This window comes from Noviherbaspirillum sp. (assembly GCF_035254685.1).
In the GTDB taxonomy this organism is placed as follows: domain Bacteria; phylum Pseudomonadota; class Gammaproteobacteria; order Burkholderiales; family Burkholderiaceae_D; genus Noviherbaspirillum.
Window position 1 is genome coordinate 429,325 of record NZ_DATFAI010000022.1, and the last position, 25,542, is coordinate 454,866.

At 58.5% G+C, this 25,542-nt stretch carries 24 protein-coding genes and 2 tRNA genes; 22 read left to right on the forward strand and 4 right to left on the reverse strand.

All coding sequences use genetic code 11. From position 1 onward, the window contains the following. Window positions 1–8 precede the first annotated feature (8 nt). Window positions 9–545, forward strand: coding sequence for a phosphoribosyltransferase (locus VJ698_RS09960; protein ID WP_324102581.1), 537 nt, complete (start codon window positions 9–11; stop codon window positions 543–545). 253 nt (window positions 546–798) lie between these two features. Here the strand turns inward: VJ698_RS09960 and VJ698_RS09965 are convergent. Next, window positions 799–885: transfer RNA gene (locus VJ698_RS09965), tRNA-Leu, on the reverse strand. 163 nt (window positions 886–1,048) lie between these two features. Between VJ698_RS09965 and rnr the strand changes: the two genes are divergently transcribed. The 4 genes from rnr (at window position 1,049) to VJ698_RS09985 (ending at window position 5,777) form a co-directional block, all read left to right on the forward strand. Then, on the forward strand, window positions 1,049–3,478 hold the full coding sequence (rnr, locus tag VJ698_RS09970) for a ribonuclease R (RefSeq protein ID WP_324102582.1): 2,430 nt from the start codon (window positions 1,049–1,051) through the stop codon (window positions 3,476–3,478). A 3-nt stretch (window positions 3,479–3,481) separates the two neighbouring features. Beyond that, window positions 3,482–4,222, forward strand: coding sequence for a 23S rRNA (guanosine(2251)-2'-O)-methyltransferase RlmB (gene rlmB / locus VJ698_RS09975; RefSeq protein ID WP_324102583.1), 741 nt, complete (start codon window positions 3,482–3,484; stop codon window positions 4,220–4,222). 100 nt (window positions 4,223–4,322) lie between these two features. Beyond that, on the forward strand, window positions 4,323–5,075 hold the full coding sequence (cysE, locus tag VJ698_RS09980; RefSeq protein WP_324102584.1) for a serine O-acetyltransferase: 753 nt from the start codon (window positions 4,323–4,325) through the stop codon (window positions 5,073–5,075). A 9-nt stretch (window positions 5,076–5,084) separates the two neighbouring features. Then, window positions 5,085–5,777 (forward strand): YceH family protein, encoded by a 693-nt coding sequence (locus tag VJ698_RS09985; RefSeq protein ID WP_414691139.1) that lies wholly within the window; start codon window positions 5,085–5,087, stop codon window positions 5,775–5,777. Window positions 5,778–5,783: 6 nt separating this feature from the next. Here VJ698_RS09985 and VJ698_RS09990 read toward each other — a convergent pair whose 3' ends face one another. From VJ698_RS09990 to VJ698_RS10000, 3 genes are read right to left on the reverse strand one after another with little or no spacing between them, the layout of a single operon-like run. Then, window positions 5,784–6,593 (reverse strand): UDP-2,3-diacylglucosamine diphosphatase, encoded by an 810-nt coding sequence (locus VJ698_RS09990; RefSeq protein ID WP_324102585.1) that lies wholly within the window; start codon window positions 6,591–6,593, stop codon window positions 5,784–5,786. A gap of 22 nt (window positions 6,594–6,615) precedes the next feature. Beyond that, window positions 6,616–7,104 carry a peptidylprolyl isomerase gene (locus tag VJ698_RS09995; protein WP_324102586.1) on the reverse strand — a complete coding sequence of 163 codons (489 nt, stop codon included), beginning with the start codon at window positions 7,102–7,104 and terminating at the stop codon, window positions 6,616–6,618. Between the two features lie 24 nt (window positions 7,105–7,128). Further along, entirely contained in the window at window positions 7,129–7,707 is a 579-nt protein-coding gene (locus VJ698_RS10000; protein ID WP_324102587.1) for a peptidylprolyl isomerase, read from the reverse strand. Window positions 7,708–7,969: 262 nt separating this feature from the next. On the opposite strand from VJ698_RS10000, the gene cysS reads away from it, so the two are divergent. The 17 genes from cysS to VJ698_RS10085 form a co-directional block, all read left to right on the forward strand. After that, window positions 7,970–9,364: a cysteine--tRNA ligase gene (gene cysS / locus VJ698_RS10005; protein WP_324102588.1), complete on the forward strand. Its 1,395-nt coding sequence runs from the start codon at window positions 7,970–7,972 to the stop codon at window positions 9,362–9,364. A 4-nt stretch (window positions 9,365–9,368) separates the two neighbouring features. Beyond that, a complete protein-coding gene (locus VJ698_RS10010; protein WP_324102589.1) occupies window positions 9,369–10,022 on the forward strand; it encodes a DNA-3-methyladenine glycosylase in 654 nt (217 codons plus the stop codon). Between the two features lie 27 nt (window positions 10,023–10,049). Beyond that, the gene (locus VJ698_RS10015; protein WP_324102590.1) at window positions 10,050–11,024 is read left to right on the forward strand and encodes an acetyl-CoA carboxylase carboxyltransferase subunit alpha; all 975 of its coding nucleotides are present in this window, start codon (window positions 10,050–10,052) and stop codon (window positions 11,022–11,024) included. Between the two features lie 3 nt (window positions 11,025–11,027). Further along, window positions 11,028–12,434 carry a tRNA lysidine(34) synthetase TilS gene (gene tilS, locus VJ698_RS10020; protein WP_324102591.1) on the forward strand — a complete coding sequence of 469 codons (1,407 nt, stop codon included), beginning with the start codon at window positions 11,028–11,030 and terminating at the stop codon, window positions 12,432–12,434. 134 nt (window positions 12,435–12,568) lie between these two features. Beyond that, window positions 12,569–13,819 (forward strand): aspartate kinase, encoded by a 1,251-nt coding sequence (locus tag VJ698_RS10025; RefSeq protein WP_324102592.1) that lies wholly within the window; start codon window positions 12,569–12,571, stop codon window positions 13,817–13,819. Window positions 13,820–13,920: 101 nt separating this feature from the next. Beyond that, window positions 13,921–14,014, forward strand: a tRNA-Ser gene (locus VJ698_RS10030). A gap of 836 nt (window positions 14,015–14,850) precedes the next feature. Further along, on the forward strand, window positions 14,851–15,168 hold the full coding sequence (flhD, locus tag VJ698_RS10035; protein ID WP_324102593.1) for a flagellar transcriptional regulator FlhD: 318 nt from the start codon (window positions 14,851–14,853) through the stop codon (window positions 15,166–15,168). A gap of 38 nt (window positions 15,169–15,206) precedes the next feature. Continuing rightward, entirely contained in the window at window positions 15,207–15,776 is a 570-nt protein-coding gene (gene flhC / locus VJ698_RS10040) for a flagellar transcriptional regulator FlhC (protein ID WP_324102594.1), read from the forward strand. Between the two features lie 139 nt (window positions 15,777–15,915). Continuing rightward, window positions 15,916–16,590, forward strand: a complete 675-nt coding sequence (locus tag VJ698_RS10045) for a class I SAM-dependent methyltransferase (RefSeq protein ID WP_324102595.1) — start codon at window positions 15,916–15,918, stop codon at window positions 16,588–16,590. 223 nt (window positions 16,591–16,813) lie between these two features. After that, window positions 16,814–17,674, forward strand: coding sequence for a flagellar motor stator protein MotA (gene motA, locus VJ698_RS10050; protein WP_324102596.1), 861 nt, complete (start codon window positions 16,814–16,816; stop codon window positions 17,672–17,674). A gap of 27 nt (window positions 17,675–17,701) precedes the next feature. Then, the gene (motB, locus tag VJ698_RS10055; RefSeq protein ID WP_324102597.1) at window positions 17,702–18,658 is read left to right on the forward strand and encodes a flagellar motor protein MotB; all 957 of its coding nucleotides are present in this window, start codon (window positions 17,702–17,704) and stop codon (window positions 18,656–18,658) included. A gap of 48 nt (window positions 18,659–18,706) precedes the next feature. Continuing rightward, complete coding sequence (locus VJ698_RS10060; protein WP_324102598.1) at window positions 18,707–19,252, forward strand: chemotaxis protein; 546 nt, start codon at window positions 18,707–18,709, stop codon at window positions 19,250–19,252. 60 nt (window positions 19,253–19,312) lie between these two features. Beyond that, window positions 19,313–19,678 carry a response regulator gene (locus VJ698_RS10065; protein WP_324102599.1) on the forward strand — a complete coding sequence of 122 codons (366 nt, stop codon included), beginning with the start codon at window positions 19,313–19,315 and terminating at the stop codon, window positions 19,676–19,678. A 56-nt stretch (window positions 19,679–19,734) separates the two neighbouring features. Then, window positions 19,735–21,939, forward strand: coding sequence for a chemotaxis protein CheA (gene cheA, locus VJ698_RS10070; protein WP_324102600.1), 2,205 nt, complete (start codon window positions 19,735–19,737; stop codon window positions 21,937–21,939). Window positions 21,940–21,953: 14 nt separating this feature from the next. Then, a complete protein-coding gene (locus VJ698_RS10075) occupies window positions 21,954–22,466 on the forward strand; it encodes a chemotaxis protein CheW (protein ID WP_324102601.1) in 513 nt (170 codons plus the stop codon). 119 nt (window positions 22,467–22,585) lie between these two features. Continuing rightward, window positions 22,586–24,307, forward strand: a complete 1,722-nt coding sequence (locus tag VJ698_RS10080) for a methyl-accepting chemotaxis protein (protein WP_324102602.1) — start codon at window positions 22,586–22,588, stop codon at window positions 24,305–24,307. Window positions 24,308–24,354: 47 nt separating this feature from the next. Then, a partial coding sequence (locus tag VJ698_RS10085; protein ID WP_324102603.1) for a methyl-accepting chemotaxis protein occupies window positions 24,355–25,542 on the forward strand: 1,188 nt, incomplete at its 3' end.

The window sequence follows — 25,542 nt, forward strand, 5'->3', positions numbered from 1 at the left end:
GAGAAGCAATGAGTTCGACGAGCGACAAGGACCTCTGGGTTTCATGGGACGACTACAATCAGGCCGTTGTCGGCCTGGCACACCTCATTCACGAGTCGGGATGGAAATTTGACCAGGTCCTGTGCCTCGCGCGCGGCGGCTTGCGCCCTGGCGACATCTTTTCCCGGATCTTTGATGTTCCGCTGGCAATTCTCTCGACCAGTTCATATCGCGAAGAGGCGGGCACGGTGCAGGGCAACCTTGATATTGCGAAGCACATCACCGTGACCAAGGGCCCACTCGCCGGGAAGGTGCTGCTGCTGGATGACCTGGTGGATTCGGGTGTGACGCTGCAAAAGGTACAGAATCACATCAAGGAGAACTTCCCGGAGGTGACGGAGGTTCGTTCAGCGGTCATTTGGTATAAAGCCTGTTCCACGGTCCGGCCGGATTATTTCATGCACCACCTGTCCCATAATCCGTGGATTCATCAGCCATTCGAAGCTTATGACAGCCTGCGGCCACACCAGTTGGCAGCCTGGCTCAGAAAAGGCGACGCGAGCTGAGCAGAACTTGCTCTTTCGTTCAGAATCCAATGCAGGGAATCAGCGCAACGCCGCGCAGTGATTGAATGAAAAAACCCGTTGGGAAACCAACGGGTTTTTATTTGAGGCCGTGAAAGCTCTTGCACGATCGTCGGGAGTCCGCGCGAGACGGGGCCGAGGCGGGCCGGACATAGCCATCGGACGAATGCCGGCGTATCCTGTTTTTCGGGGCCCAAAAAGAAAAAGGTCCGCATTTTGCGGACCTTTTTAAACCTGGTGCCCAGAAGAGGACTCGAACCTCCACAGTGTTGCCACCGCTAGGACCTGAACCTAGTGCGTCTACCAATTCCGCCATCTGGGCGATGCGAAAGACCAGAATTATAGCGGAAAACTCGAATATGTCAATTCGTCGATGCAATGAACATCGCGTAAGATTCGGAACAAGTCGGGGGTTAGGTAAATACAACGGTACTCCGTTACACTAACCCCTGTAGTAACTTAATAAAAATGATTGAAGCACCCATTTGAACCAATATTCATACAGTATCCCCAGCCGAGAGGAGATTCTCGGTATCTTGCGCACCGCGGCGGAACCACAGGACGTGCACTCCATCGCCGCGGCACTCGACGTCAAACCTGAAGAACTGGACGGCCTCACGCGCCGCCTGAACGCGATGGAACGTGATGGTCAGATCAGGCCTACTCGCAATGGCCATTATCAGCTTGCGCATCAGCCGAACTTCATTGAAGGCCGCGTGGCCGGACACCGGGAAGGTTACGGCTTCCTGATTCCCGAGGATGGCAGCGAGGACATTTTCCTGCCCGAAAAGGAAATGCAGAAAGTCCTGCATGGTGATCGCGTCCAGGTACGGATCGTCGGCACCGATCGCCGTGGACGGCCAGAGGGCACGATCGTCGAAGTGGTCGAACGCGCCAATACGCACGTCATCGGTCGTCTGCTGAATGAAAACGGTGTCTGGATCGTCGCCCCTGAAGACAAGCGCATTGGCCAGGACATCCTGCTGTCAGGCTCACCCGGCAAGGCAAAGACCGGGCAGGTGGTCAGCGTCGAACTGATCGAGCAGCCATCGCGTTACACCCAGCCTGTCGGAAAAATCGTCGAGGTACTTGGCGACATCGATGACCCCGGCATGGAGATCGAGATTGCTGTGCGCAAGTACGGTGTCCCGCATGAGTTTTCCGAGGCTGCGAAGAAGCAGGCTGCCAAACTGCCGAATGAAGTCCGCCAGGCGGATCTCGCAGAGCGCGTCGACTTGCGCGACATCCCGCTGGTCACGATTGACGGTGAAGATGCGCGTGACTTCGACGATGCGGTGTACTGCGAACCGGTGAAGATCGGCCGCACCAAGGGCTTCCGCCTGATTGTGGCAATTGCCGATGTCAGCCAGTACGTGAAGCCGAACGATATGCTGGACGTCGACGCGCTGGAACGCAGCACGTCGGTGTATTTCCCGCGGCGCGTGATTCCCATGCTGCCGGAAAAGCTGTCCAATGGCTTGTGCTCGCTGAATCCCGATGTCGACCGGCTGACGCTCGTGTGCGATGCTGTGATCACCGCAAAAGGCGAGATCAAGGCATATCAGTTCTATCCGGCGGTAATGCACTCGGCCGCGCGGCTGACTTATACGGAAGTTGCCGCCATCCTCGAGAATACCAAGGGCCCCGAGGCCGCCAAACGTCCCGCACTGGTGCCGCACTTGCAGAATCTCTACGGGGTGTTCCAAGCCTTGCTGCAGGCAAGGCAGGCACGCGGTGCGATCGACTTCGAGACGACGGAGACCTACATTGTCTGCAATGCCGCCGGCAAGATCGAACAGATTCTGCCGCGCACGCGCAATGATGCGCACAGGCTGATCGAGGAATGCATGCTGGCGGCCAATGTCTGCGCCGCGGATCTGCTCGCGCGACACAAGCATCCGGGTGTCTATCGCGTCCACGCTGCGCCGTCCAAGGAGAAGTTGAACCAGGTGAGGACCTTCCTGAAGCAAATGGGCCTGCACCTCGGGGGCGGTGAGACGCCTGCCGCATCCGATTATGCTGAACTGATACCGAAGATTAAGCTGCGTCCGGACGCCGTGCTGATCCAGACCATGTTGCTGCGGTCGATGCAGCAGGCAGTGTACAGCCCGGAAAACATCGGGCACTTTGGCCTGGCCTATGAAGCCTATGCGCATTTCACCAGCCCGATTCGCCGTTACCCGGATCTGCTTACCCATCGCGCGATCAAGGCTATCATGCAGGGCAAGCGCTATGAACCGAAGGGAATCGATACTAGCCAACTGAACACGATGCTGTCGCCAGCCGCACGCAGGATGGCCGCGCAGGAAAAGGCCGAAGGCAAGAAGAGAAAAGAGGGCGAGCTCGCCATCTGGGAAGCGCTCGGCATCCACTGCTCGGCCAATGAGCGGCGCGCCGATGAGGCGTCCCGCGATGTCGAGGCATGGCTGAAGTGCTATTTTATCCGGGACAAGCTGGGCGAAGAATTCTCTGGCACGATTTCCGGCGTGGCACCGTTCGGTATTTTCGTGCAGCTCGACACCTTGTTCATCGAAGGCATGGTCCATGTCACCGAGCTGGGTGCGGATTACTTTCAGTACGACGAGGTGCGCCACGAATTGCGCGGCGAACGTACAGGCATTCGTTATCAGCTTACCGATCGTGTGACCGTGCAGGTAAGCAGGGTCGATCTCGACGCCCGCAAGATCGACTTGCGGCTCGTGCACCAGGCAGACATCAGGCCGGCGCTGAAAACTGAAGTGCGCCGTGCCGAATCCGCGCAGGCGCACGAAAAGAAACCCAGGAAGGCAGCTGCGCCCAGAAAAGCGGTAGCGGCCAAGACTGCCAGACCGAAGCGCGTCAAATCCGCTTCCGGAAGCGCAAAGACGACGCGTACAAGCAAGTCGCGTGCGAAGAATGGCAAAAAGAAAAGATAAGACATGAAAAGCAAAATGATTTTCGGCTTTCACGCCGTGACGGCGCGTCTGCGCCATGAAGCATCATCGGTGGAGGAAATTTACGTAGATGCAACCCGGCACGATCGCCGCATGCAGGAGTTGCTGCACGCGGCAGAGGCCGCCAAGGTGCGCATCATCCAGGTCGATGACCAGCGTTTGAACGGCATGGTTGGCACGCGGCGACACCAGGGTGTGGTTGCAAAGGCAGGCGAGCTGTCGCTGGCGCGCAATCTGGACGAATTGCTCGACGCGATCGAAGGGCCGCCACTGCTGTTGCTGCTCGACGGCGTGACCGATCCGCACAATCTCGGCGCATGCCTGCGCGTGGCCGATGGAGCTGGCGCGCATGCAGTGATTGCACCGAAGGACCGCGCGGTGGGGCTCAATGCGACGGCGGCCAAGGTGGCAAGCGGTGCGGCGGACACGGTGCCATACATTACCGTGACTAATCTCGCACGTACCATGCGCGAGCTCAAGGAGCGCGATGTCTGGCTGATCGGCACCACGGATGATGCCGAGAAAGGCCTTTACGAAGCGGACTTTACCGGCCCGGTCGCGATCGTCATGGGCTCGGAAGGCGAGGGCATGCGACGCCTGACGCGGGAGAATTGCGACGTCCTCGTCAGCATTCCCATGTACGGCGCGGTCGAAAGCCTGAATGTGTCGGTCGCGTCCGGCGTCTGCCTGTATGAAGCACGACGACAGCGGATCTCAGCGCGGTAACGTGTGCAGCGGGGTGCCGACTCGTCGAGCCGCGGATCGGGTAGGCAAGCGCGATGCAAGACGTTAACATTACGACTCAGAGCACTCATCGACATTTCTTATGTTCAGCCGCATTCGCGAAGATATCGTCAGTATTATCGACCGTGACCCGGCCGCGCGCACTGCATGGGAGGTGCTTACCTGCTATCCGGGTTTGCACGCCATCGCGATGCACCGTTGGGCACACTGGTGCTGGGTTCATGAACTGAAGTGGCTGGGGCGTTTTGTCTCGCATATTGCACGTGGGCTGACGGGGATTGAAATCCATCCCGGTGCGACGATAGGCCGGCGTGTATTCATCGATCATGGATTCGGCGTGGTCATCGGCGAGACAGCGGAAGTCGGCGATGATTGCACGATTTACCAAGGCGTGACCTTGGGCGGAACTTCGCTGCACAAGGGAACAAAGCGTCATCCGACGCTCGGGCGCGGCGTGATTATCGGCGCCGGCGCCAAGGTGCTCGGCGGTTTCACGGTTGGCGACGGCGCGAAGGTCGGGTCGAATGCCGTTGTGGTCAAGGAGGTGCCTCCTGGCGCGACTGCCGTCGGCAATCCGGCGCACATCATGCAAAAGGATGCGGGACGCCAGCGGGAGGAAGCGGCGGCGCGCGTCTTTGCCGCTTACGGTGTTACGCCCAATGCGGACGAAGATCCCTTGTCGATGGCATTGCACAAGCTGATCGATCGCGCAGTCTTGCAGGAGCAGCAGATCGAGAACATTCTCACCGCATTGAAGGCAGCGGGTGTCGGCTGCGAAGCGCTCCCGCAGATCGATCAGTTCGATGCAGAACAACTGAACAAACTGGTGGAATGAGGCAGCAAGGTGACTGAGCTGAATACGACGGATGCGCAAGGGCAGCGTGACGACATTCTTGATCCATTCGAAGTGCGCGTGCTGGCCGTGCTGGCGGAAAAAGAAGCGCTTACGCCGGACAACTATCCCTTGTCCCTCAATGCCCTGACAAATGGCTGCAACCAGTTGTCGAGCCGCGATCCTGTGATGTCCATTTCAGAAGACACTGTGCAGGATGTCTTGCAGCGCCTGATCCAGAAGAAGCTGGTTTCCGAGGTGCGGCAGGCCGGTGCACGGGTCGTAAAATACGAACATCGCATGCGGATGAAATGGTCGCTGGAACAGGACAAGCTCGCCGTATTAGCGATACTGATGCTGCGCGGAATCCAGACGCCCGGCGAAATCCGCTCGCGCAGCGGCCGCCTGCATGACTTTGGCTCTGTCGCAGACGTCGAAACCGGCCTGCAATTCCTGATCGACAAGTATCCGCCGCTGGTCGCACGGCTGGCGCGTGCCCCCGGAACCAAGGAGTCGCGTTATGTGCATCTTCTGTCGGGCGACGAGGTTCTCGAGCAGCAGGAGGTGGCTGCAAGCTTTTCCAGCGGCGTGGAGCTTCCGCGCCAGGATCGTGTGGCGCAGCTCGAAGCGGAGGTGGCGCGGTTGCGTAGCGAAGTCGATCGCCTGACCGAGCAGTTTGATGATTTCAGGAAGCAGTTCGACTAGCGCGGCTCAATCCTGCCGCACTACCATTCCATCCACATTGAAGCGTTTGAAGCGACCGTCTGCATCGATGGCAATCCAGCCACCGCGCATCGGTTGATGATCGCAATCCCAGTCCGGCAGAACATGACGGATGCATGTCCTTCCATTCACTTGATGCTCATGAGCGCCCGGGCGATGGGTGTGGCCATGAATCATGGTCGTGGCATCGGTTGCTTCGAAGAGTGAAGCGATTGCTTCCGGATTCACATCCATGATCTCGTAAGACTTTTCGCGCTGCGCTTCGCGGCTGCCGCTCCGCATCCGGTCGATGATTTCCTTGCGTTGGGCCAACGGCAGAATAAGAAAATTGCGTTGCCATTCCGGCTGGCGCACCTGTGCGCGAAACGCCATGTAACCGTGATCGTCTGTGCATTGCGCATCTCCATGCACCAACGTGATGCGGTGGCCCGCGATATCAGCGACATATGGCTCGGCGAGCAGTGTCATGCCGGCTGCACGGGCAAAGTCTTCGCCGACCAGAAAGTCACGATTGCCGCCTATCCAGAAGAGCTTCACCCCGGCATCGCTGATTGACTTGAGCGCATCGGCGATTCGCTGATTGTACGGGGTAACGATGTCGTCATCGCCGGCCCAATATTCGAACAGGTCACCCAGTACATACAACTGCTGGGCATGCGACGCGTGCCGATGCAGGAAGTCAAGGAAGGCCTGCGTCGTACGCGACAGCGACGGTTGCAGGTGTACGTCCGAAACAAAAAGCGCAACCGCCTGCGATTGCGCTTCTTTTTCTTGTGCATTCACGATTGATCCGGGCATGCGAGCACCGAGGCTGAATCAATCAGACGATTTCTGCTTTTTCGATCACGACGTTTTCAACCGGTATGTCGGAATGCATGCCGGTGCGCGTGGTTTTCACCGACTTGATCTTGTCGACGACGTCAGTTCCTTCGGTCACCTTGCCGAACACGCAATAGCCCCAACCGTCCTGGCCTGGATAATCGAGGAAGCTGTTGTTCTTGACGTTGATGAAGAACTGTGCGGATGCGGAATGCGGCGCCGAAGTGCGCGCCATGGCAATCGAGTAAGGCTCGTTCTTCAGGCCGTTCTTGGCTTCGTTTTCGATCGGTTCGTTGGTCGGCTTCTGCTTCATGCCGGGTTCGAAACCACCGCCCTGGATCATGAAACCGTCAATGACGCGATGGAAGATCGTGCCGTCGTAGTGACCGGATTTCACGTACGAGAGAAAATTTTCAACGGTCTTCGGCGCTTTTTCTGCATCGAGTTCCAGCTTGATCTTGCCGTAGTTGGTGGTGAGGATGACAGCCATGATAGTCCTTTGGAATGAATTGAATTATTTGACGATGGATGCGGATTCAATGACGACCGGTTTTACCGGAACATCCTGGAACATCCCTTTGCTGGTGGTTTCCACTGCCTTGATCTTGTCGACTACGTCAGTTCCCTTGACGACCTTGCCGAACACGCAATAACCCCAGCCATCCTGGCCAGGGTAGTCGAGGAAGCCGTTGTTCTTGACGTTGATGAAGAACTGCGCGGACGCGGAATGCGGCGCCGAAGTGCGCGCCATCGCCACCGTGTATGCCTCATTCTTCAATCCGTTCTTTGCTTCATTTTCAATAGGCGGATTGGTCGGTTTCTGCTTCATGTCCTTGTCAAAGCCGCCGCCCTGGACCATGAAGTTGTTGATCACACGATGGAAAATGGTGCCGTTGTAATGGCCGGATTTCACGTAAGACAAGAAATTGTCGACGGTCTTCGGCGCCTTGTCGGGATAGAGCTCCAGAACGATCTCGCCCATGCTGGTCTTCAGGGAAACATGCGGCGTGTCGGCAGCCATGGCGCCAAAGCCTGTGCCGGCCAGGGACAGCGCGGCGATCAGCTGCATGATATGTCGGCGGGAATGTTGCATTGCTGATTCCTTTGCTCTTTACAGGAAAAAGTTGTTTGTGTATCTTGCGTGTCCCCTTGCCGACCGCCATTCGGGCACACCAGGCGCAACGGTAGGGCAAGGCTTCAATGTTATACTGAAGCGGAACCGTGCATTTTATCAAAATAAGCATTACAAAAGGGTTCGGCCTCTCTGTTGCGCTACATCACACGCCGGTTTCCAAGGGATGGGAAACCTTCAGCGGGCGTGCCATGCGCTCCCGGCCGGAACGGAAAAATCGCCCATGACTGCCATCAAGATTTACAACACGCTTGCACGTGACAAGCAAACCTTTGTTCCCATGCAGGCCGGTAAAGTCCGCATGTATGTATGCGGAATGACGGTGTATGACTATTGTCACCTTGGACATGCGCGTGTCATGGTGGTGTTCGACATGGTGCAGCGCTGGTTGCGCGCATCCGGCCTGGATGTGACTTACGTGCGCAACATCACTGACATCGACGACAAGATCATCAGGCGCGCTGTCGAGAATGGCGAATCGATTTCGCAGCTGACGCAGCGCTTCATCGCAGCGATGGACGAAGATGCCGCCGCGCTCGGCGTGCAGAAGCCCGATCATGAACCGCGCGCGACACAATACGTGCCGCAGATGCTCGGCCTGATCGAAACGCTGGAGCAGAACGGATTGGCCTACAAGGCAGCCGACGGCGACGTGAATTATTCGGTGCGCGACTTCCCGAACTACGGCAAGCTTTCCGGCAAATCGCTGGACGACTTGCGCGCCGGCGAGCGCGTCGAGCTCAATACCGGCAAGCGCGATCCGCTCGATTTCGTGCTCTGGAAATCCGCCAAGGAGTCCGAGCCCGATGAGGTGAAGTGGGATTCGAAATGGGGCAAAGGCCGCCCGGGATGGCATATCGAGTGCTCTGCAATGAGCTGCGATCTGTTGGGCGAGCAGTTTGATATCCACGGTGGCGGCGAGGACCTGCAGTTTCCGCACCACGAGAACGAGATTGCGCAATCCGAAGGGGCATTCCGCCATGCTTTCGTCAATTACTGGATGCACAACGGATTCATCCGCGTGGACAACGAAAAGATGTCGAAGTCACTCGGCAACTTCTTCACCATCCGCGACGTACTGAAAAAATACGATGCCGAGGTTGTGCGCTTCTTCATCCTGCGCGCCCACTACCGCAGCCCGCTCAATTACTCCGACGCTCACCTGGACGATGCGAAGAATGCATTGACGCGTCTCTACACGGCATTGAAGGAAGTCGCGCCGGACGCGCTCCCGTTTGATCGGAACGAATCGCACGCGGTTCGCTTTGCGGACGCGATGAATGATGATTTCAATACGCCGGTTGCAATCTCCGTGCTGTTCGACCTGGCGAACGAAGTCAACAAGACGAGGTCGCCGGCGCTTGCGCGCCAGTTGAAGGCGCTTGGCGGAGTTATCGGGCTCTTGCAGCGTACGCCGCAGGTGTTCCTGCAGGGTGGGCCATCCACCTCAGCGCAGGCCCTTGATGAGACGGCGATCGCCGCACAGATCGAGGCCAGGGTGGCCGCGAAGAAGGCGAAGAATTTTGCAGAGGCGGACCGCATTCGCGCCGATCTCCTTGCCAAGGGCATTGTTCTCGAGGACAAGCCGGGCGGGATCACCGAGTGGAGAAGGGCTTGAAGGCATGTCGACATCTCGGCTGGGGAATGGGGCAATGATGGGAGTGCCGGTCTACTGGCAGGACGCCAAGGATGAACTGATGAAGCGTGACCGCATCATGCGCAAACTCATCCCGCAGTTCGGCGACATGCACCTGGTCGGGCGCGGTGAGGCATTCACCACGTTGACGCGGTCGGTCGTGGGACAGCAGATCTCGGTCAAGGCTGCGGACGCCGTCTGGGAGCGCTTCCTCGAAGTGTGCCCGAAATGCACGCCGGCGCAGGTGCTCAAGGCGGGGGCGGAAAAACTGGCGGCCTGTGGCTTGTCAAAAAGGAAAGCGGAGTATGTCATCGATCTCGCGGAGCATTTCAAGGCCAAGCGCGTCCATGCGGACAAATGGACGGAGATGGACGACGAAGAAGTCATCTCGGAACTGATCCAGATCCGGGGAATCGGACGCTGGACAGCAGAGATGTTTTTGATATTTAATCTGCTCCGGCCCAACATTTTGCCTTTGGACGACCTTGGGTTGCTCAAGGGCATAAGCATTAACTATTTTTCAGGTGAACCGGTTTCCCGTAGCGATGCGCGCGAAGTGGCCGCAAACTGGGAGCCGTGGCGCACTGTCGCGACGTGGTATCTCTGGCGCAGTCTCGATTCCGCGCCGATCATTGATTGATATCCGTCTCATCAACAAGGAGGCACGATGAGCAAGACAACTTTTCTCGGATTTGAGCAGCCGATTGCAGAACTCGAGGGAAAAATCGAAGAACTGCGTTTTGTGCAGGATGATTCTGCAGTCGACATCTCCGAAGAGATCGAACGTCTCTCCAAGAAAAGCCAGCAGCTCACGAAGGATATCTACGCAAAGCTGACGCCCTGGCAGGTGTCGCAGATCGCGCGTCACCCGCAACGTCCTTACACGATGGATTACGTGAACGAGATCTTCACGGATTTCCATGAACTGCACGGCGACCGCACGTATTCGGACGATTTGTCGATCGTCGGCGGCCTTGCCCGCTTCAATGGTCAGCCTTGCATGGTGATCGGTCATCAGAAGGGACGCGATACGAAGGAGCGTGCGATGCGCAACTTCGGCATGCCCAAACCGGAGGGCTATCGCAAGGCGATGCGCCTGATGAAGGTTGCCGAGAAGTTCGGTCTGCCGATCTTCACCTTTGTCGACACACCCGGCGCTTTTCCCGGCATCGATGCCGAAGAACGCGGCCAGTCCGAAGCCATTGGCCACAACCTGTATGTGATGGCCGAGCTTAAGGTGCCGCTGATCGCCACCATCATCGGTGAAGGCGGGTCGGGCGGCGCCTTGGCGATCGCAGTTGGCGATGTCGTCCTGATGCTGCAATACGCGACCTACTCCGTGATTTCGCCTGAAGGTTGCGCATCCATTCTCTGGAAGACTTCCGAGCGCGCCGCCGATGCGGCAGATGCCCTGGGTCTCACCGCTCATCGCCTGAAGGCACTGAACCTGGTGGACAAGATCGTCAATGAGCCGCTGGGAGGCGCGCATCGTGATCCGAAACAGATGGCTTCCTTGCTCAAGCGCGCACTGGCTGACTCGCTGCGCCAGGTACAGGGCATGAAACCGAAAGAACTAGTCGCCACAAGGCATGAGAAGCTGATGGCCTACGGCAAGTTCAAGGAAATCACGCCTTCGGAATAAGTTGTGCCGAATCCGCAGGCAGCGTCTATCATCGACGCCTTCGAACGCGCGCTGGGAGTGATCCGGGCGCGCGTTTTTGCTTTTTCTGAGAGTGGAACTACGCAACGGCTGGCAGTCGCCTACAGCGGTGGGCTGGATTCGGCGGCCTTGCTGCATCTCGCGCATGTGTATGCGAAGGCGCACGGCATCTCCCTGTTTGCATTTCATGTCCACCACGGCATCAGCCCGAATGCCGATGCATGGCTTGCCCATTGCGAGAAGGAGTGCGCGGCGTCCGGAATTCATTTCGATGCACGCCGCATGGTGCTGTCGGATCGTGAACGCGACGGCGTTGAGCAGGCCGCGAGGACCGCACGCTACGCAGCGCTGGGGGAATTATGCCGGCAGCATGAAGTGCCCTTGCTCCTGACTGCGCATCACCAGGACGATCAGGCTGAGACCGTGCTGCTGCAGTTATTGCGCGGTTCAGGTGTAACGGGAATGTGCGGTATGGATGCGCTCAATACTGCCCCCGATCTGCTTGGCGATGCGCGCACGCTGATCGGCCGTCCCTTGCTGGAGGTGACGCGCGCGGAGCTGGCGATGTTTGTGAGTCAGCACGGCATTGCATTCGTGGAAGACGAATCGAATACCGATCTTCGTTATGCCCGCAACGCCTTGCGGCACGGCGTCGTGCCCTCGCTCGACCGCTATTTCCCGGGCTTCCAGCGGCGCCTCGCGCGCGCCGCACAGCATGCCCGCTCGGCGCAAGGCATGCTCGACGAACTCGCAGAGCAGGACCTTGCCAGTTGTTGCGCCGGTGATGCCATCGATATCGCACGATTGCAAAAACTCGGCACCGACCGGATCGACAATCTGCTGCGCCACTGGTTTGCGCGGCACGGCATTCGCATGCCGTCCACGGCCTGGCTGGTGCAGATGCGTGGGCAGCTGTTCGAGGCACGGAAGGATGCGCTGGTTTGCGTGACGCATCCCGACTGCGAAATCCGGCGCCATCGCGGCATGATGCATCTGGTGCCGAGGATAATGAATGGCGGCGTGAGGTTGCCGCCGGTCGCATTCCGATGGAACGGCGAGGCAGAAATGCCGTTTCCCGCCTATGGCGGAAGCCTGCATTTCGATATCGTGGCGGAAGGCGTCGATGGCGTCTGGCTGCGCGCACAGGAACTGCACCTGCGCCACCGGAGTGGCGGCGAGAAATTGAAGCTTGCTGCGGATCGTCCGACGAAAAGCCTGAAACATCATTTCCAGGACCTCGATGTTCCTGCATGGGAGCGAACCCGTTTGCCGGTTGTTGTTACGGGCGACGGGAAGTTGCTGTATGCCGCGGGAATCGGGATGAATTGCCGCGATGTGCCAATGACGCGAGGGCAGGCCATCCGCTTGCGCTGGGAAGCCGGCGCCTCCTGACTTCGTGCAGGAAATTCAACTCTTGGCGACATTGCTTCAAGCCTCGGCACTTGCCTTCCTGCGTTGCAGCATGTAAAGTAAAGGGTTGATTTTTCTCACAATTCTTCATTTCTTCAGCGCAGCTTTTCACCCTTATGGCTTTAATCGTCCACAAATACGGCGGCACTTCCATGGGCTCGACAGAGCGCATCAAGAACGTCGCTAAGCGCGTCGCCAAATGGCATGACGCTGGTCATCAAATCGTGGTAGTGCCGTCCGCAATGTCGGGCGAGACCAACCGTCTGATCGCCCTGGCAAAGGAAATCATGCCGCAGCCGGATCCGCGCGAACTCGACATGCTGGCGTCGACCGGCGAGCAGGTGTCGGTCGCGCTGCTGTCGATGGCATTGCAGACCATTGGCAAGCAGGCGGTGTCCTATGCGGGCTGGCAGGTGCCGATCAAGACCGACTCGGCCTTTACCAAGGCGCGCATCCAGTCGATCGACGATGCCCGCGTGCGCAAGGATCTTGCCGCCGGAAAGATCGTGATCATCACCGGCTTCCAGGGGGTGGACGATGCTGGCAACATCACGACGCTCGGCCGCGGTGGTTCGGACACCTCCGCAGTAGCGGTTGCCGCCGCACTGAAGGCGCAGGAGTGCCTGATCTATACCGACGTCGACGGTGTGTACACGACCGATCCGCGCGTGGTATCGGAGGCGCGTCGCCTGAAGACGGTGACTTTCGAAGAAATGCTGGAACTGGCATCGCTCGGTTCCAAAGTGCTGCAGATCCGCTCGGTGGAATTTGCCGGCAATTACAAGGTGCCGACACGCGTGTTGTCGTCGCTGACCGATCCGCTCATGTCGCTGGAAGAAGAAGCCAACTCCGGCACCCTGATTTCGTTTGAGGAAGATACACACATGGAACAAGCCGTCATTTCCGGAATCGCGTTCAACCGCGATGAAGCGAAGATTACCGTGCTGGGCGTGCCCGACAGGCCTGGCATCGCCTATCAGATCCTGGGACCGGTCGCCGATGCCAACATCGAAGTCGACATGATCATCCAGAACCAGTCCGTCGAAGGCAAGACCGATTTCACGTTCACCGTGCCGCGTGGCGACTATGCGAAGGCGATGGACGTGCTGAACAAGAGTGTGAAGGAACACATCGCCGCTACCAGCATCATCGGCGATACGAAGGTCTCGAAGGTGTCAGTGGTTGGTGTGGGCATGCGCAGCCACGTCGGCATCGCATCGCAAATGTTCCGTACGCTGTCGGAAGAGGGCATCAACATCCAGATGATTTCCACGTCGGAGATCAAGATTTCTGTCCTGATCGACGAGAAGTATATGGAGCTTGCGGTGCGCGCGCTGCACAAGACATTCGACCTGGAAAAAGCTTGATCGTTTTCGAACTGACTGCATAGTTTCATTGACCAAGTCCGCGTGAGCAGCTATCATGCGTGACTTTACTGCGACGGGAGCCGTAACACCGTTGCGAGAGTGGAGACGTGGCCGAGTGGTCGAAGGCACTTCCCTGCTAAGGAAGCATACGGGCTTAAACCTGTATCGAGGGTTCGAATCCCTCCGTCTCCGCCAGAATGCAAAGAGCCCCGCAAGGGGCTTTTTTATTTTTAGCGAAAGATTGAGCCTGCACTGTGTGTCCGGCCTGGAATGGCGTGGTGGATAGTCGAGCCACCGACCGCAGCATGCGGGGAAATCTCGCCAGACTTCACCGGCGGACATGAAGCCCTTGGGTTTTTTGTTGTTCGCTTCAAATGCGGCACATCTACCGACGCCGTACTGTCGCTCCGCCGCCTCCGCTGCGCATTCGCGCCACCGATCCTCGTGGCATCACGCAATGGCCCCGTTCATGTCTGATACGCCAGCTTTCGGTGTCCGCACAATAATTGCATAAATTGCAACTTTCTTGCGGGGCGCGGGCGAGCATTCCAAAAAAATTTCCCGACAGCCCTAAATTTCCACCTTCCCGGTCCGATAAGTTCAAAAGCGAAACCGCGGCCAAAAAATTTTAAAAATTTTTGCGTGGAACCCTAAATTTGACCGAAATGCTGCCGATAAACAACAAAGCGGTATGACGAAGTGCTTGAGATAAACCGGCGAAAGCCATTTATTGCAATCCTGAACGCATATAAGAAAAACAAGTTTTCTAGACAATCTCCCCGGCCCGGACGGCTGAGCGACCGATCGTTGATCGGCCCGAAAGCCGCGCCAGAAGCCAATCTCCGTGCTTTTCCGGAAGTGCGGGAAGGATGTCGCTCGGCGCTTGTAAGACAAACGCCTACGGGCGGCGTTCGTGCGCGCCCTACGAAAAATATGGCGCGGTACCTATTTCCAGTAAGCAATCTCCAATTCAGAATTCATCTCAATGGGATTCCAAACGGAAACTATTTCCATAGGACAAGGGGATGAAAATGAACACGAATGACATGATGGCCGAGATTCGTGACGCCAATCTGAGCTACCTGATGCTTGCGCAGCAGATGATCCGTTCTGACAAGGCTTCTGCCGTTTTCCGTCTCGGAATCAGCGGTGAGATCGCAGATCTGATCGAGGGTTTGAATAACGCGCAAATCCTGAGGCTTGCCGGGACAAACATGATGCTGGCGCGTTTTCGTTTCGATGACGGGGCCATTCTCGGAATGTTGACGAGTTACAACAAGGAACGCGGACTGGCGCATTCCCATGCCGCGATCCTGATGGCGGGCCAGCAGGTCGAGGAAATTTCCTGAATTTTTGCAGCAGGCGTTGGAGACGAGACGAGGTCAACATGGCGAAGAAAAGCGTAGTCACGGAAGCGCAGGAAATCCAGCTCGCAATCGAGCTCATCAACCTCGGTGCGCGTCTTCAGCTCCTTGAATCCGAGACTTCCCTGTCGCGCGAGCGTCTCCTGAAGCTCTACAAGGAGCTCAAGGGCGTCTCCCCTCCGAAAGGCATGCTGCCGTTTTCCACTGACTGGTTCATTACCTGGCAACCGAACATTCATTCTTCGCTCTTCATCAATATCCACAAGTACCTGGTCGAGCATGCGCAGATTTCGGGTATTGAGGCAGTAATGAAGGCCTATAAGCTCTACCTGGAGCAGGTCGAACCCGATGCGAACGGCGAGCCGGTCCTGTCGCTGACCCGCGCGTGGACGCTGGTGCGCTTCTTCGAAAGCAAAATGCTCGAGACCGCGAGCTGCAGCAAGTGTGGCGGCGACTTCGTGGTGCATCGTCTGGACCTGCATACCGACTACACCTGCGGGCTGTGCCATATGCCGTCCCGCGCCGGCAAGACAAAGAGGGCGAAGGACGAAGCCGCCAGTGCCGCCGCCGTCTCATCGGCGCCGCACGCTTGATATCAAAAGGTTAATGATGTCTACCGGCCGTCCGGAGTCGGATTGGTCGAACTCCAGAGTCTTTCGCTTTAGCCCGGCAGTGCAGGCACTGCTGATTCAGACAATTTCATTTGTGCTGATCCTGGCTGTCGCGTACGCCATGCCGGTGCTGACAAACATCCAGCTCAGTCTTGGCATCGCGGCCGTCCTGCAAGGTGTGGTTGCCGCCGTGATTTCCCGCTGGCGCAACATGGCTCCGTGGTGGATGCCGCTCCAGCTTGTTTTCCCGTTCGCTGCGATCGCGGTCCACGCGATCCACCTGCCTGCCTGGATCTTCCTGGCCGCGTTCCTATTCCTGGCGGTCCTGTTCTGGACCACCTTCCGGACGCAGGTTCCTTACTATCCGTCCACGCCTGTCATATGGCAGGCCGTCGCCGACTCGCTCCCCCAGGAGCGTGCGCTGCGCATCATCGACCTCGGCAGCGGATTCGGCGGACTGACGATGCGCCTGGCGGCACTGCGACCGGACAGCGCTGTCGAGGGTGTCGAAGTGGCGCCATTGCCCTGGCTGGTCAGCGTGTTGCGCGCGTCCCTCGGGCGTAGCAAAGCTCGCTTCCGCCGTACTGACTACGAGCGCTTGCATTTGGGTGACTACGACATTGTGTTTGCGTATCTGTCGCCTGCTGCCATGCCAGCGCTGTGGCGCAAGGCGAGGGCGGAAATGCGCCCCGGGTCGCTCCTGTTGAGTTGCGAGTTCGATGTGCCGGGCGCGGCGCCGCATTTCGTCAGGCGGGCGAGCGCAACGGCCCGGCCGCTGTTTGGGTGGCGTTTCTGAGGTGTCCGGGCACGGCTTCGTGCGGTCCGTCACCGTGGCGCTTCTGTCTCAAGTTCCCTGCATTCGAGTCGTAACCCCAATTGAATGCCGTCTTTCGGGTACAGATTGGCCATAGTAAAAATTTACTGGTTGTTATCCTGAATGCGAATTGGCAAAATGTTGAAACGAGGAAATGCCTTCATGCACTCCCTTGTTCCACTTATAACGACCGGAGCATCTACCCTTGCTAGTCATAGTTGGTTACCTCATCGTTCTTGGCTCCGTCTTTGGTGGTTTTGCCATCGCTGGCGGACACCTGGCCGCACTGCTGCAGCCGGTTGAACTCCTGATGATTGGCGGTGCGGCGGTCGGCGCTTTCTTTGTTGGCAACAACGGCAAGGCGATCCGCGCCACGCTCAAGGCACTGCCGATGACGCTGAAAGGATCGAAGTACACCAAGGCTCTTTACATGGAGCTGATGACTCTGCTGTTCGAAATCCTCACCAAGGTGCGCAAGGAAGGCTTGATGTCCATCGAGGGCGACATCGACAAGCCGGAGGAGAGCGCCATCTTCACCAAATATCCCGGCATCCTGGCGGACCATCACATCATCGAATTCATGACCGATTACCTGCGCCTGATGGTCTCCGGGAATATGGACGCATTCCAGATCGAGAACCTGATGGACAACGAAATCGAGACGCACCATGCGGAAGGGGAAATCCCTGTGCACACCATTGCCAAGCTGGGCGACGGCATGCCTGCATTCGGTATCGTGGCCGCGGTGATGGGCGTGGTGCACACGATGGAATCGGTCGGCCTGCCGCCGGCGGAGCTCGGCCTGCTGATCGCCCATGCGCTGGTCGGCACCTTCCTCGGCATCCTGCTTGCCTATGGCTTCGTGGGGCCGCTGTCGGGTGTGCTTGAGCAGAAGCTGCATGAGTCGTCGAAGATGTTCCAGTGCGTCAAAGTGACATTGCTGGCGAGCCTGAATGGCTATGCGCCGGCGCTGGCAGTCGAGTTCGGCCGCAAGGTGCTGTTCTCGACGGAGCGTCCGTCGTTCATGGAGCTCGAAGAGCACATCAAGCAATCCAAGTCGAAATAAGATCGTTTATCGGGAGCGGAAGAGAACATGGCCGACGAAGGGCTGCGTCCCATCATCGTCAAGCGGGTGAACAAGGCAGGCGGCGGCCACCATGGCGGCGCGTGGAAGATCGCCTATGCGGACTTTGTCACCGCAATGATGGCTTTTTTTCTCCTGATGTGGCTCATGGGATCGACGGCGAAGGGCGACCTTCAGGGCATTGCCGAGTACTTCAAGACTCCGTTGAAGGTGGCCATGTCCGGCGGCAGTGGTGCAGGCGACAGCTCCAGCATCGTGCAGGGCGGCGGCAAGGACCTGACGCGCAAGGATGGGCAGATCAAGAAGGCGGACGATCCCGAAATCAAGAAGACCTATAACCTGCAGGCCGCGCACTTGCGCGACGTGGAAAAGGAGCTCGAGCGCCAGGAGAAGGAGCGCCTGATGAGCCTGAAGGCACGTATCGAGGAAGCGATCGAATCACGGCCGACGCTCCGGCAGTTCAAGAAGCAGCTCTTGATCGATATTACAACGGAGGGCTTGCGGATACAGATCGTGGACGAGCAAAATCGACCCATGTTCGCCCTGGCGAGCGCGGAGCTACAACCGTATACCAGGGAGATCCTGCTGGAGATCGGGCGTGCGCTGAATGATGTCCCCAACAGGGTGAGCCTGTCGGGGCATACTGATGCGAAGCCTTATGCGAATGGCGAGAAGGGCTACAGCAACTGGGAACTGTCTGCCGACCGGGCAAACGCTTCTCGCAGGGCACTGATTTCGGGCGGGATGGATGAGGCAAAGGTGCTGCGTGTGGTCGGATTGTCATCGGCCGTGCCGGCCGATACGAGCGATCCGTTCAACCCGATCAACCGGCGCATTAGCATCATCGTAATGAACAAGAGGACGGAAGAATCCGTGTCGAAGGACGGTGGGACGGTAGATGTGTCCAGCGAGGCACAAGCCAGGAAGCAGCTGGCCGGCGCTGCCGCTGCCCCCGGGAAGCAGTGATGTCACCCGACGTCAGCATGACTGGCCGGGTAGGGGCGGGATAATTTCATGACAAGAGAAAAACTGTTGGGCTCGCAAGTCAGGCACTTGTTATCCAACCTGTCGGATCACGGAACCCAGCATCTGACCGAGGTGGAGACAGACCTGGTGCAGACCAGTATCCTGCTCGGCGAGGCGATCGAAAAGCTCGGGGCCAGCTTCATGGCGATCCATGAGGCGATCAGTGCACAGCAGGAGGCGATCGATCTGCTGCTATCTGGTGCCAGGCCGACTCCTGAAATTGCCGAACAATTGAAAACCAGGCACCGGGAGATTGGTGAGCACGTCAACGCAGCCGTCACCGGGCTGCAATTCCAGGACATGACAAGCCAGCTCATCGGCCGCACCGTCAAGCGCGTGACAGGCCTGCGCGATGTCCTCGGCGGCATTGGGTCAGGCAGCTCGGGCATTTCCGAAGGCAACGCGGACGAAATCATCGACACCCTGAACGGCATCAACAAAGTGCTCGAAGAGCAGAGCCTGAAGCTGGAAAGCGCATTGTGGAAGGCGGTTTGCCAGACCCACATGGAAAGCGGTGATATCGAACTTTTCTAGCGCGACGAACAATCTGAATGCGGGTACGTCCCGGCAACGAAAACAGCAGGAGTTACAAAGATGGCAAAAACGATTCTGGCAGTGGATGATTCCGGTTCACTGAGGCAAATGGTGGTGTTCAGCCTGCGGGCGGCCGGCTACCAGGTCACCGAAGCCGTGGACGGGCAGGACGGCCTCGACAAGGCGAAAGGGCAGATCTTCGACCTGGTCCTCACGGATCAGAACATGCCGCGCATGGACGGGCTGACCCTGATCCGGTCGCTGCGTGGCCTGGCGACGTATCAGAAAGTGCCGATCCTGATGCTGACGACGGAATCGAGCGATGAAATGAAGTCGAAGGGGCGCGCTGCCGGCGCCAACGGATGGCTGGTCAAGCCCTTCGACCCGCAACGATTGACGGAAGTCGTGAAAAAAGTGATTGGCTGATGTTGCGCCAATGCGAACATGCAGAAGCACATGAAGTGTAGAGACGGAGTCCGATAATGACCATTGACATGAGCCAGTTCTTTCAGGTGTTCTTTGACGAGACTGAAGAACTTCTCGCTGAAATGGAAAAGCTGCTCCTTGCGATCGACGTGTCATCGCCAGACGAAGAGGACTTGAACGCGATCTTTCGCGCGGCGCATTCCATCAAAGGCGGTGCCGGGACTTTCGGGCTGACCGACCTGACCGACGTGACCCACGTGCTTGAGTCCCTGCTGGACAAGATCCGCAAGGGCGAAATGGCATTGTCGGCGGAGCATGTCGACGCTTTCCTCGTCGCGAAAGACGTACTCAAGATGCAGCTGGACGGGCATCGCTTCCAGTCCCCGGTGGATCAGGAGGCCATCGTCGACGCTCGCATGATGCTGCAGTCCTTGTCACAAGGCGATGTGCCGCAGGCCATGCCGGCCGCGTCCCTCGATGTGGCACCTGCAGTCGAGCAGCCGAAGCCGACCACCATGCAGGGTGGGGCGACACGCCAGTTCCGCGTCGAATTGCCGCCCGCAGCGGACAAGGATGTCGATGCGCTTGCGGCGGAAATGGGACTGCTCGGCGAGATAAGCAGAACAGCCGGCGAAGACGGGCACGCCATATTCACCCTCGTCACCTCCAGCAGCGCGGATGACATCATTGCCATTTGCTCGTTCATCCTCGATCCGAACGACCTGAAGATCACCGAAGAGGCGGCGCCCCGCGCGATGACACCGGAGGAGCTGAAGGCCGCGCAGGAGAACGCGCAGGGCTACGGATTCTTCGATCCGCTGCCGCAGCATGTGGCAGAAGATGCTGCCGCCGCACCGTCGATCGCAAAGGCCGCGCAGGAGGAAAAGCAAGGCTACGGATTCTTCGAACAGCCGTTTGAAACCCAGCGCATGAAAGACGCACGGGAGGGCGTGGTCAGGCCGGAGCAGCCGGTCGAACCGGTGCCCGCAGTCCAGGCGCAAGAAACGGTTTCCCATCCGGGGCCGGACAGGAAGTCGGCCAAGCGCGAAGATAGAAACGCACACCACAACCAGGAAACGACGTCGATCCGTGTCGGCATCGAGAAGGTTGACCAGCTCATCAACCTGGTCGGCGAACTCGTGATCACGCAGGCCATGATCGAGCAGCGTACCAGCACGCTCGATCCGATGCTGCATGAGCGCCTGCTCAACAGCGTCAGCCAGCTCACCCGCAACACGCGCGACTTGCAGGAAGCCGTGATGTCGATCCGCATGATTCCGATGGATTATGTGTTCTCGCGATTCCCGCGCATGGTGCGCGATCTTGCGACCAAGCTTGGCAAGCGCATCGAATTCATCACCCACGGCGCTGCGACCGAGCTGGACAAGGGCCTGATCGAACGCATCGTCGATCCTTTGACACACCTGGTGCGCAACAGCATCGACCATGGCATTGAAATGCCCGAGGTACGCAAGGCCGCGGGCAAGGGGGAGGTCGGCAAGCTTTCCCTTTCCGCCGGCCACCAGGGCGGTAATATCGTGATCGAAGTGAGCGATGACGGCGGCGGCCTGAATCGCGAAAAGATCCTGGCCAAGGCGAAATCACAGGGCATGGCCGTATCCGATTCGATGACCGATGCCGACGTGTGGCAGCTGATTTTTGCGCCGGGCTTTTCGACGGCGGAAATCGTGACCGACGTGTCGGGCCGCGGCGTCGGCATGGATGTGGTCAAGCGCAACATCACGGCAATGGGCGGCATCGTCGAGATTCGCTCGGCCAAGGGTTTCGGCACCACGATCTCGATCTCTCTGCCGCTCACGCTCGCGATCCTCGACGGCATGTCGATCAAGGTCGGCGAAGAAATCTACATCCTGCCGCTGGGCTATGTGGTCGAGTCCCTGCAGCCCGCTTCCGCCGATGTGAAGGAGATCACTGGCCAGGGACGTGTCATCAAGGTGCGCGGCGATTATCTTCCGCTCATCCCCTTGTACCAGATGTTCGGCATCGAGCCGCGCTTCACCGACCCCTCGCAGGGCATCGTCGTGATCCTCGAATCCGAAGGCAAGAAGGCCGCGCTGTTCATCGACGACCTCGTCGGGCAGCAGCAGGTCGTAGTGAAGAACCTCGAATCGAATTACCGCAAGGTGGCCGGCATTTCCGGCGCGACCATTCTCGGCGACGGCGGCGTCGCCCTGATTATCGACGTGGCAGCCTTGCTGCGTTCCAGCCGCCAGCTTACCGATGAATCCATTTTCTCCTGACAAGGACATCCGCCATGACACAAACCGCTAGCAACAACGTTCAGGCGATCGGCGAAAAGCCGGATCGCGACATCGCAGGTCGTGAATTCCTCGCCTTCACACTGGGCAAGGAGGAATATGGCATCGACATCCTGAAAGTGCAGGAAATCCGCGGCTACGAAACAGTGACGCGCATTGCGAATTCACCCGACTTCATCAAGGGTGTGGTCAACTTGCGCGGAATCATCGTCCCTATCGTGGACATGCGCATCAAATTCCATCTCGGCGAGCCGACCTATGACCAATTCACGGTGGTGATTATCCTGAACATCGCAGGGCGCGTTGTGGGCATGGTGGTGGACAGCGTATCGGACGTGACGACACTGTCGCCGGAGCAGATCAAGCCCGCTCCTGAAATGGGCACGGCGCTGAACACCGATTACCTGATCGGGCTGGGAACCATCGACCAGCGCATGCTGATCCTCGTCGATATCGACAAGCTGATGTCCAGCTCGGAGATGGGACTGATCGACAAGATCGCCGCATAAAGCTGGCAGCACAGGCAGTACCACGAGCGCCTCGCAGACGGCGCCGCACCACAAAAAGAAGTAACGCAGGTTCGTTGGCAACGTATCGACGAATCACGCCACCACAAAGGGACACAATCATGCTTGGCAACCTGACCATCAAATCACGACTGGTATTCGTGATCAGCTTTCTTTCACTCCTGCTGATCGGCAGCGGGGTAGTTGGCATTACAAGCCTGAGCTCGGCCAATGATTCGATGAAGGCAATGTATGAGGAACAACTCGTTCCGACGCAGCAGTTGAACCGGATTGCGCGCCTGATCGGCGATAACCGGGTTGCTGTGGCTGAGTCGATCAATGGCGATCCTGCTGTTGTCGTCAAGCGGATGGATGAGGTCATGAAACGGGTGGACGAGGCAAGCAAGCTGTGGGACGCCTACACTTCGCACCCGCTGCCCGCTGACGAAAAGGCCCTGGCAGCGAAGGCGCATACGCTGCGCACGAAGTTCCTCAATGATGGCCTGAAGCCGACGGTCGAGGCACTGCGCGGCGCCAACACCCAGCAGGCGATGGAACTGGAATCAGGACCGATGACCGCGACTTATGCGGTCTTCATGGAGAGCCTGGATGCGCTCATCAAGCTGCAGCGCGAGCAGGCGAAAAGTGCGTTTGAACACGGACAAGGCGCCTACGTCCTGGTGCGCAATATTTCATTCCTTGCGATCTTCGTCGGCGTCGCTCTGGCGGCACTCATCGGGACGTTGCTGGTCAGGGCAATTTCCGTACCGCTGAACGAAGCGGTGCGCATCGCCAGGGCGGTGTCGGAAGGAGACCTGTCGCAAAGGATTGAAATCACGTCGCGCGATGAAACGGGTCAGCTGCTTGCTGCGCTGAAGGTAATGAATGACAGCCTGTCACATACGGTCGGGCAGGTGCGCGCGGGGACCGAAACGATCGGCGTCGCATCGCGCGAGATCGCCGCAGGCAATGCAGACCTTTCTTCGCGCACCGAGTCCCAGGCCAGCTCGCTGGAGGAGACGGCATCGTCGATCGAGGAACTGACGTCGACCGTCAAACAGAACGCCGAGAATGCGCGTCAGGCCAACCAGCTGGTCGTGTCCGCTTCGGACGTCGCCTTGCGCGGCGGGAACGTCGTCGACCAGGTGGTGGAGACGATGGGCGCGATCAAGGACAGCTCACGCAAGATCGTGGACATCATCGGCGTGATCGACGGCATTGCCTTCCAGACCAACATCCTTGCGCTGAATGCGGCAGTGGAAGCGGCGCGTGCCGGCGAGCAGGGCCGTGGATTCGCCGTGGTGGCGGCCGAGGTGCGCAATCTGGCGCAACGTTCGGCAGGCGCGGCCAAGGAGATCAAGGCATTGATCGGCGACTCGGTGGAGAAAGTGGATGCGGGCAGCAAGCTGGTGGACGAGGCGGGCAAGACGATGGACGAGATCGTCACCTCGGTCAAGCATGTGGCCGACATCATGAACGAGATCAGTGCGGCGAGCCAGGAGCAGAGCGCAGGCATCGAGCAGGTCAACCTTGCCATCAACCAGATGGATGAAATGACGCAGCAGAATGCAGCGCTGGTGGAACAGGCAGCCGCCGCGGCAGACAGCATGCAGACACAGGCGGCAACGCTCGGCCAGGCGGTCGCGGTGTTCAAGCTGAACCATGCCAATCAGATGACCACGCTGGCGGCGCCTCAGCCGAATAAGGTTGCGGCGGCGCCAAAGGCGTCGTCGGCGAAGTCCGTGCAGGCAGCCAAGCCAACGGCCGTGAAATCCGCAACGGCACCAGCGCCACGAGCCCAGGCACTGCCTGCGGCGACAGGTGATGATTGGGAAGAGTTTTGAGCGAGAAGCCAATGACATCTCTTTTTCAATCGGAATAAGGAAGCATCATGTTCAAAATCTCTGATCTCAGGATTGGCACACGGCTGGCATTCGGATTTGGATTAGTGCTTCTCTGCGCAACCGCGCTGTTGGTGCTCGGTCTGTGGCGCTTGAGCGACCTCCATGCGACGACAAACCTGATTGTCAGCGAAAAAGTTGGCAGCCTGACGAGTGGCATGGAAATGCGCGAAGCCGGTATTGGGCTTGCCCTGTCGGTGCGCAAGATGGCGACGCCCACGGATGCCACCGAAGGCGAGCGTGAAATCAAGCACATTGCCAGCCTTCTGGATACTTACACGAAGGCCGAAGAAACCTTGAAGAAGTACTCGACCAGCGGCGACGCCAGAAAGCTGCTGGCGGCGGCCACTGAACAGAAGAAGGCGATTTTCCCCGTCATCGAGAAACTCAAGACACTTGCCACGAGCGGCAATTACTTCGACGCGGCGAACATGCTGAAAAGCGACTTTCTGCCCTTGCATGAAGCATGGATCGCCAGCCTGGTCGCGCTGGCTGACTACCAGCAGAAGTCAATGAAAGCGACCTATGAAGAATCGATGGAGAATTATCGCAATACGCGCCTGGGCATGCTGGCGATCGGCATCCTCACCCTCACGCTCGGTGCGTTCATCGCCATATTCATCACGCGGACAATCACGGCGCCGCTGCATGAGGCCGCATCGGTCGCAGACACGATTGCCAGCGGCGACCTGACCGCGCGTATCGAGGCAAGAAGCAAGGATGAAGCCGGACGGCTGGTCAGTTCGCTCAAGGTCATGCAGGGCAACCTGATCGATACGATCAACCACATCAAGCAAAGCACGGAAACGATTTCTGTCGCGTCCCGCGAAATCGCTGCGGGCAATGCTGATCTCTCCTCGCGCACCGAGTCCCAGGCCAGCTCGCTGGAGGAAACCGCCTCCTCGATGGAAGAACTGACTTCCACCGTCAAGCAGAACGCCGAGAATGCGCGCCAGGCCAACCAGCTGGTCGTGTCCGCTTCGGACTTCGCGCTCAAGGGCGGGAACGTCGTCGACCAGGTGGTGGAGACGATGGGTGCGATCAAGGACAGCTCGCGCAAGATCGTGGACATCATCGGCGTGATCGACGGCATCGCCTTCCAGACCAACATCCTTGCGCTGAATGCAGCAGTGGAAGCCGCACGTGCCGGCGAGCAGGGCCGTGGATTCGCCGTGGTG

Coding starts and splice junctions, on each gene's coding strand:
- VJ698_RS09960 (WP_324102581.1), top strand. CDS start 9: ATGAGTTCGACGAGCGACAAGGACCTCTGGGTTTCATGGGACGACTAC.
- rlmB (WP_324102583.1), top strand. CDS start 3,482: ATGAAAAGCAAAATGATTTTCGGCTTTCACGCCGTGACGGCGCGTCTG.
- cysE (WP_324102584.1), top strand. CDS start 4,323: ATGTTCAGCCGCATTCGCGAAGATATCGTCAGTATTATCGACCGTGAC.
- VJ698_RS09990 (WP_324102585.1), bottom strand. CDS start 6,593: ATGCCCGGATCAATCGTGAATGCACAAGAAAAAGAAGCGCAATCGCAG.
- VJ698_RS09995 (WP_324102586.1), bottom strand. CDS start 7,104: ATGGCTGTCATCCTCACCACCAACTACGGCAAGATCAAGCTGGAACTC.
- VJ698_RS10000 (WP_324102587.1), bottom strand. CDS start 7,707: ATGCAACATTCCCGCCGACATATCATGCAGCTGATCGCCGCGCTGTCC.
- cysS (WP_324102588.1), top strand. CDS start 7,970: ATGACTGCCATCAAGATTTACAACACGCTTGCACGTGACAAGCAAACC.
- VJ698_RS10010 (WP_324102589.1), top strand. CDS start 9,369: ATGTCGACATCTCGGCTGGGGAATGGGGCAATGATGGGAGTGCCGGTC.
- VJ698_RS10015 (WP_324102590.1), top strand. CDS start 10,050: ATGAGCAAGACAACTTTTCTCGGATTTGAGCAGCCGATTGCAGAACTC.
- VJ698_RS10025 (WP_324102592.1), top strand. CDS start 12,569: ATGGCTTTAATCGTCCACAAATACGGCGGCACTTCCATGGGCTCGACA.
- flhD (WP_324102593.1), top strand. CDS start 14,851: ATGAACACGAATGACATGATGGCCGAGATTCGTGACGCCAATCTGAGC.
- flhC (WP_324102594.1), top strand. CDS start 15,207: ATGGCGAAGAAAAGCGTAGTCACGGAAGCGCAGGAAATCCAGCTCGCA.
- VJ698_RS10045 (WP_324102595.1), top strand. CDS start 15,916: ATGCCGGTGCTGACAAACATCCAGCTCAGTCTTGGCATCGCGGCCGTC.
- motB (WP_324102597.1), top strand. CDS start 17,702: ATGGCCGACGAAGGGCTGCGTCCCATCATCGTCAAGCGGGTGAACAAG.
- VJ698_RS10060 (WP_324102598.1), top strand. CDS start 18,707: ATGACAAGAGAAAAACTGTTGGGCTCGCAAGTCAGGCACTTGTTATCC.
- VJ698_RS10065 (WP_324102599.1), top strand. CDS start 19,313: ATGGCAAAAACGATTCTGGCAGTGGATGATTCCGGTTCACTGAGGCAA.
- cheA (WP_324102600.1), top strand. CDS start 19,735: ATGACCATTGACATGAGCCAGTTCTTTCAGGTGTTCTTTGACGAGACT.
- VJ698_RS10075 (WP_324102601.1), top strand. CDS start 21,954: ATGACACAAACCGCTAGCAACAACGTTCAGGCGATCGGCGAAAAGCCG.
- VJ698_RS10080 (WP_324102602.1), top strand. CDS start 22,586: ATGCTTGGCAACCTGACCATCAAATCACGACTGGTATTCGTGATCAGC.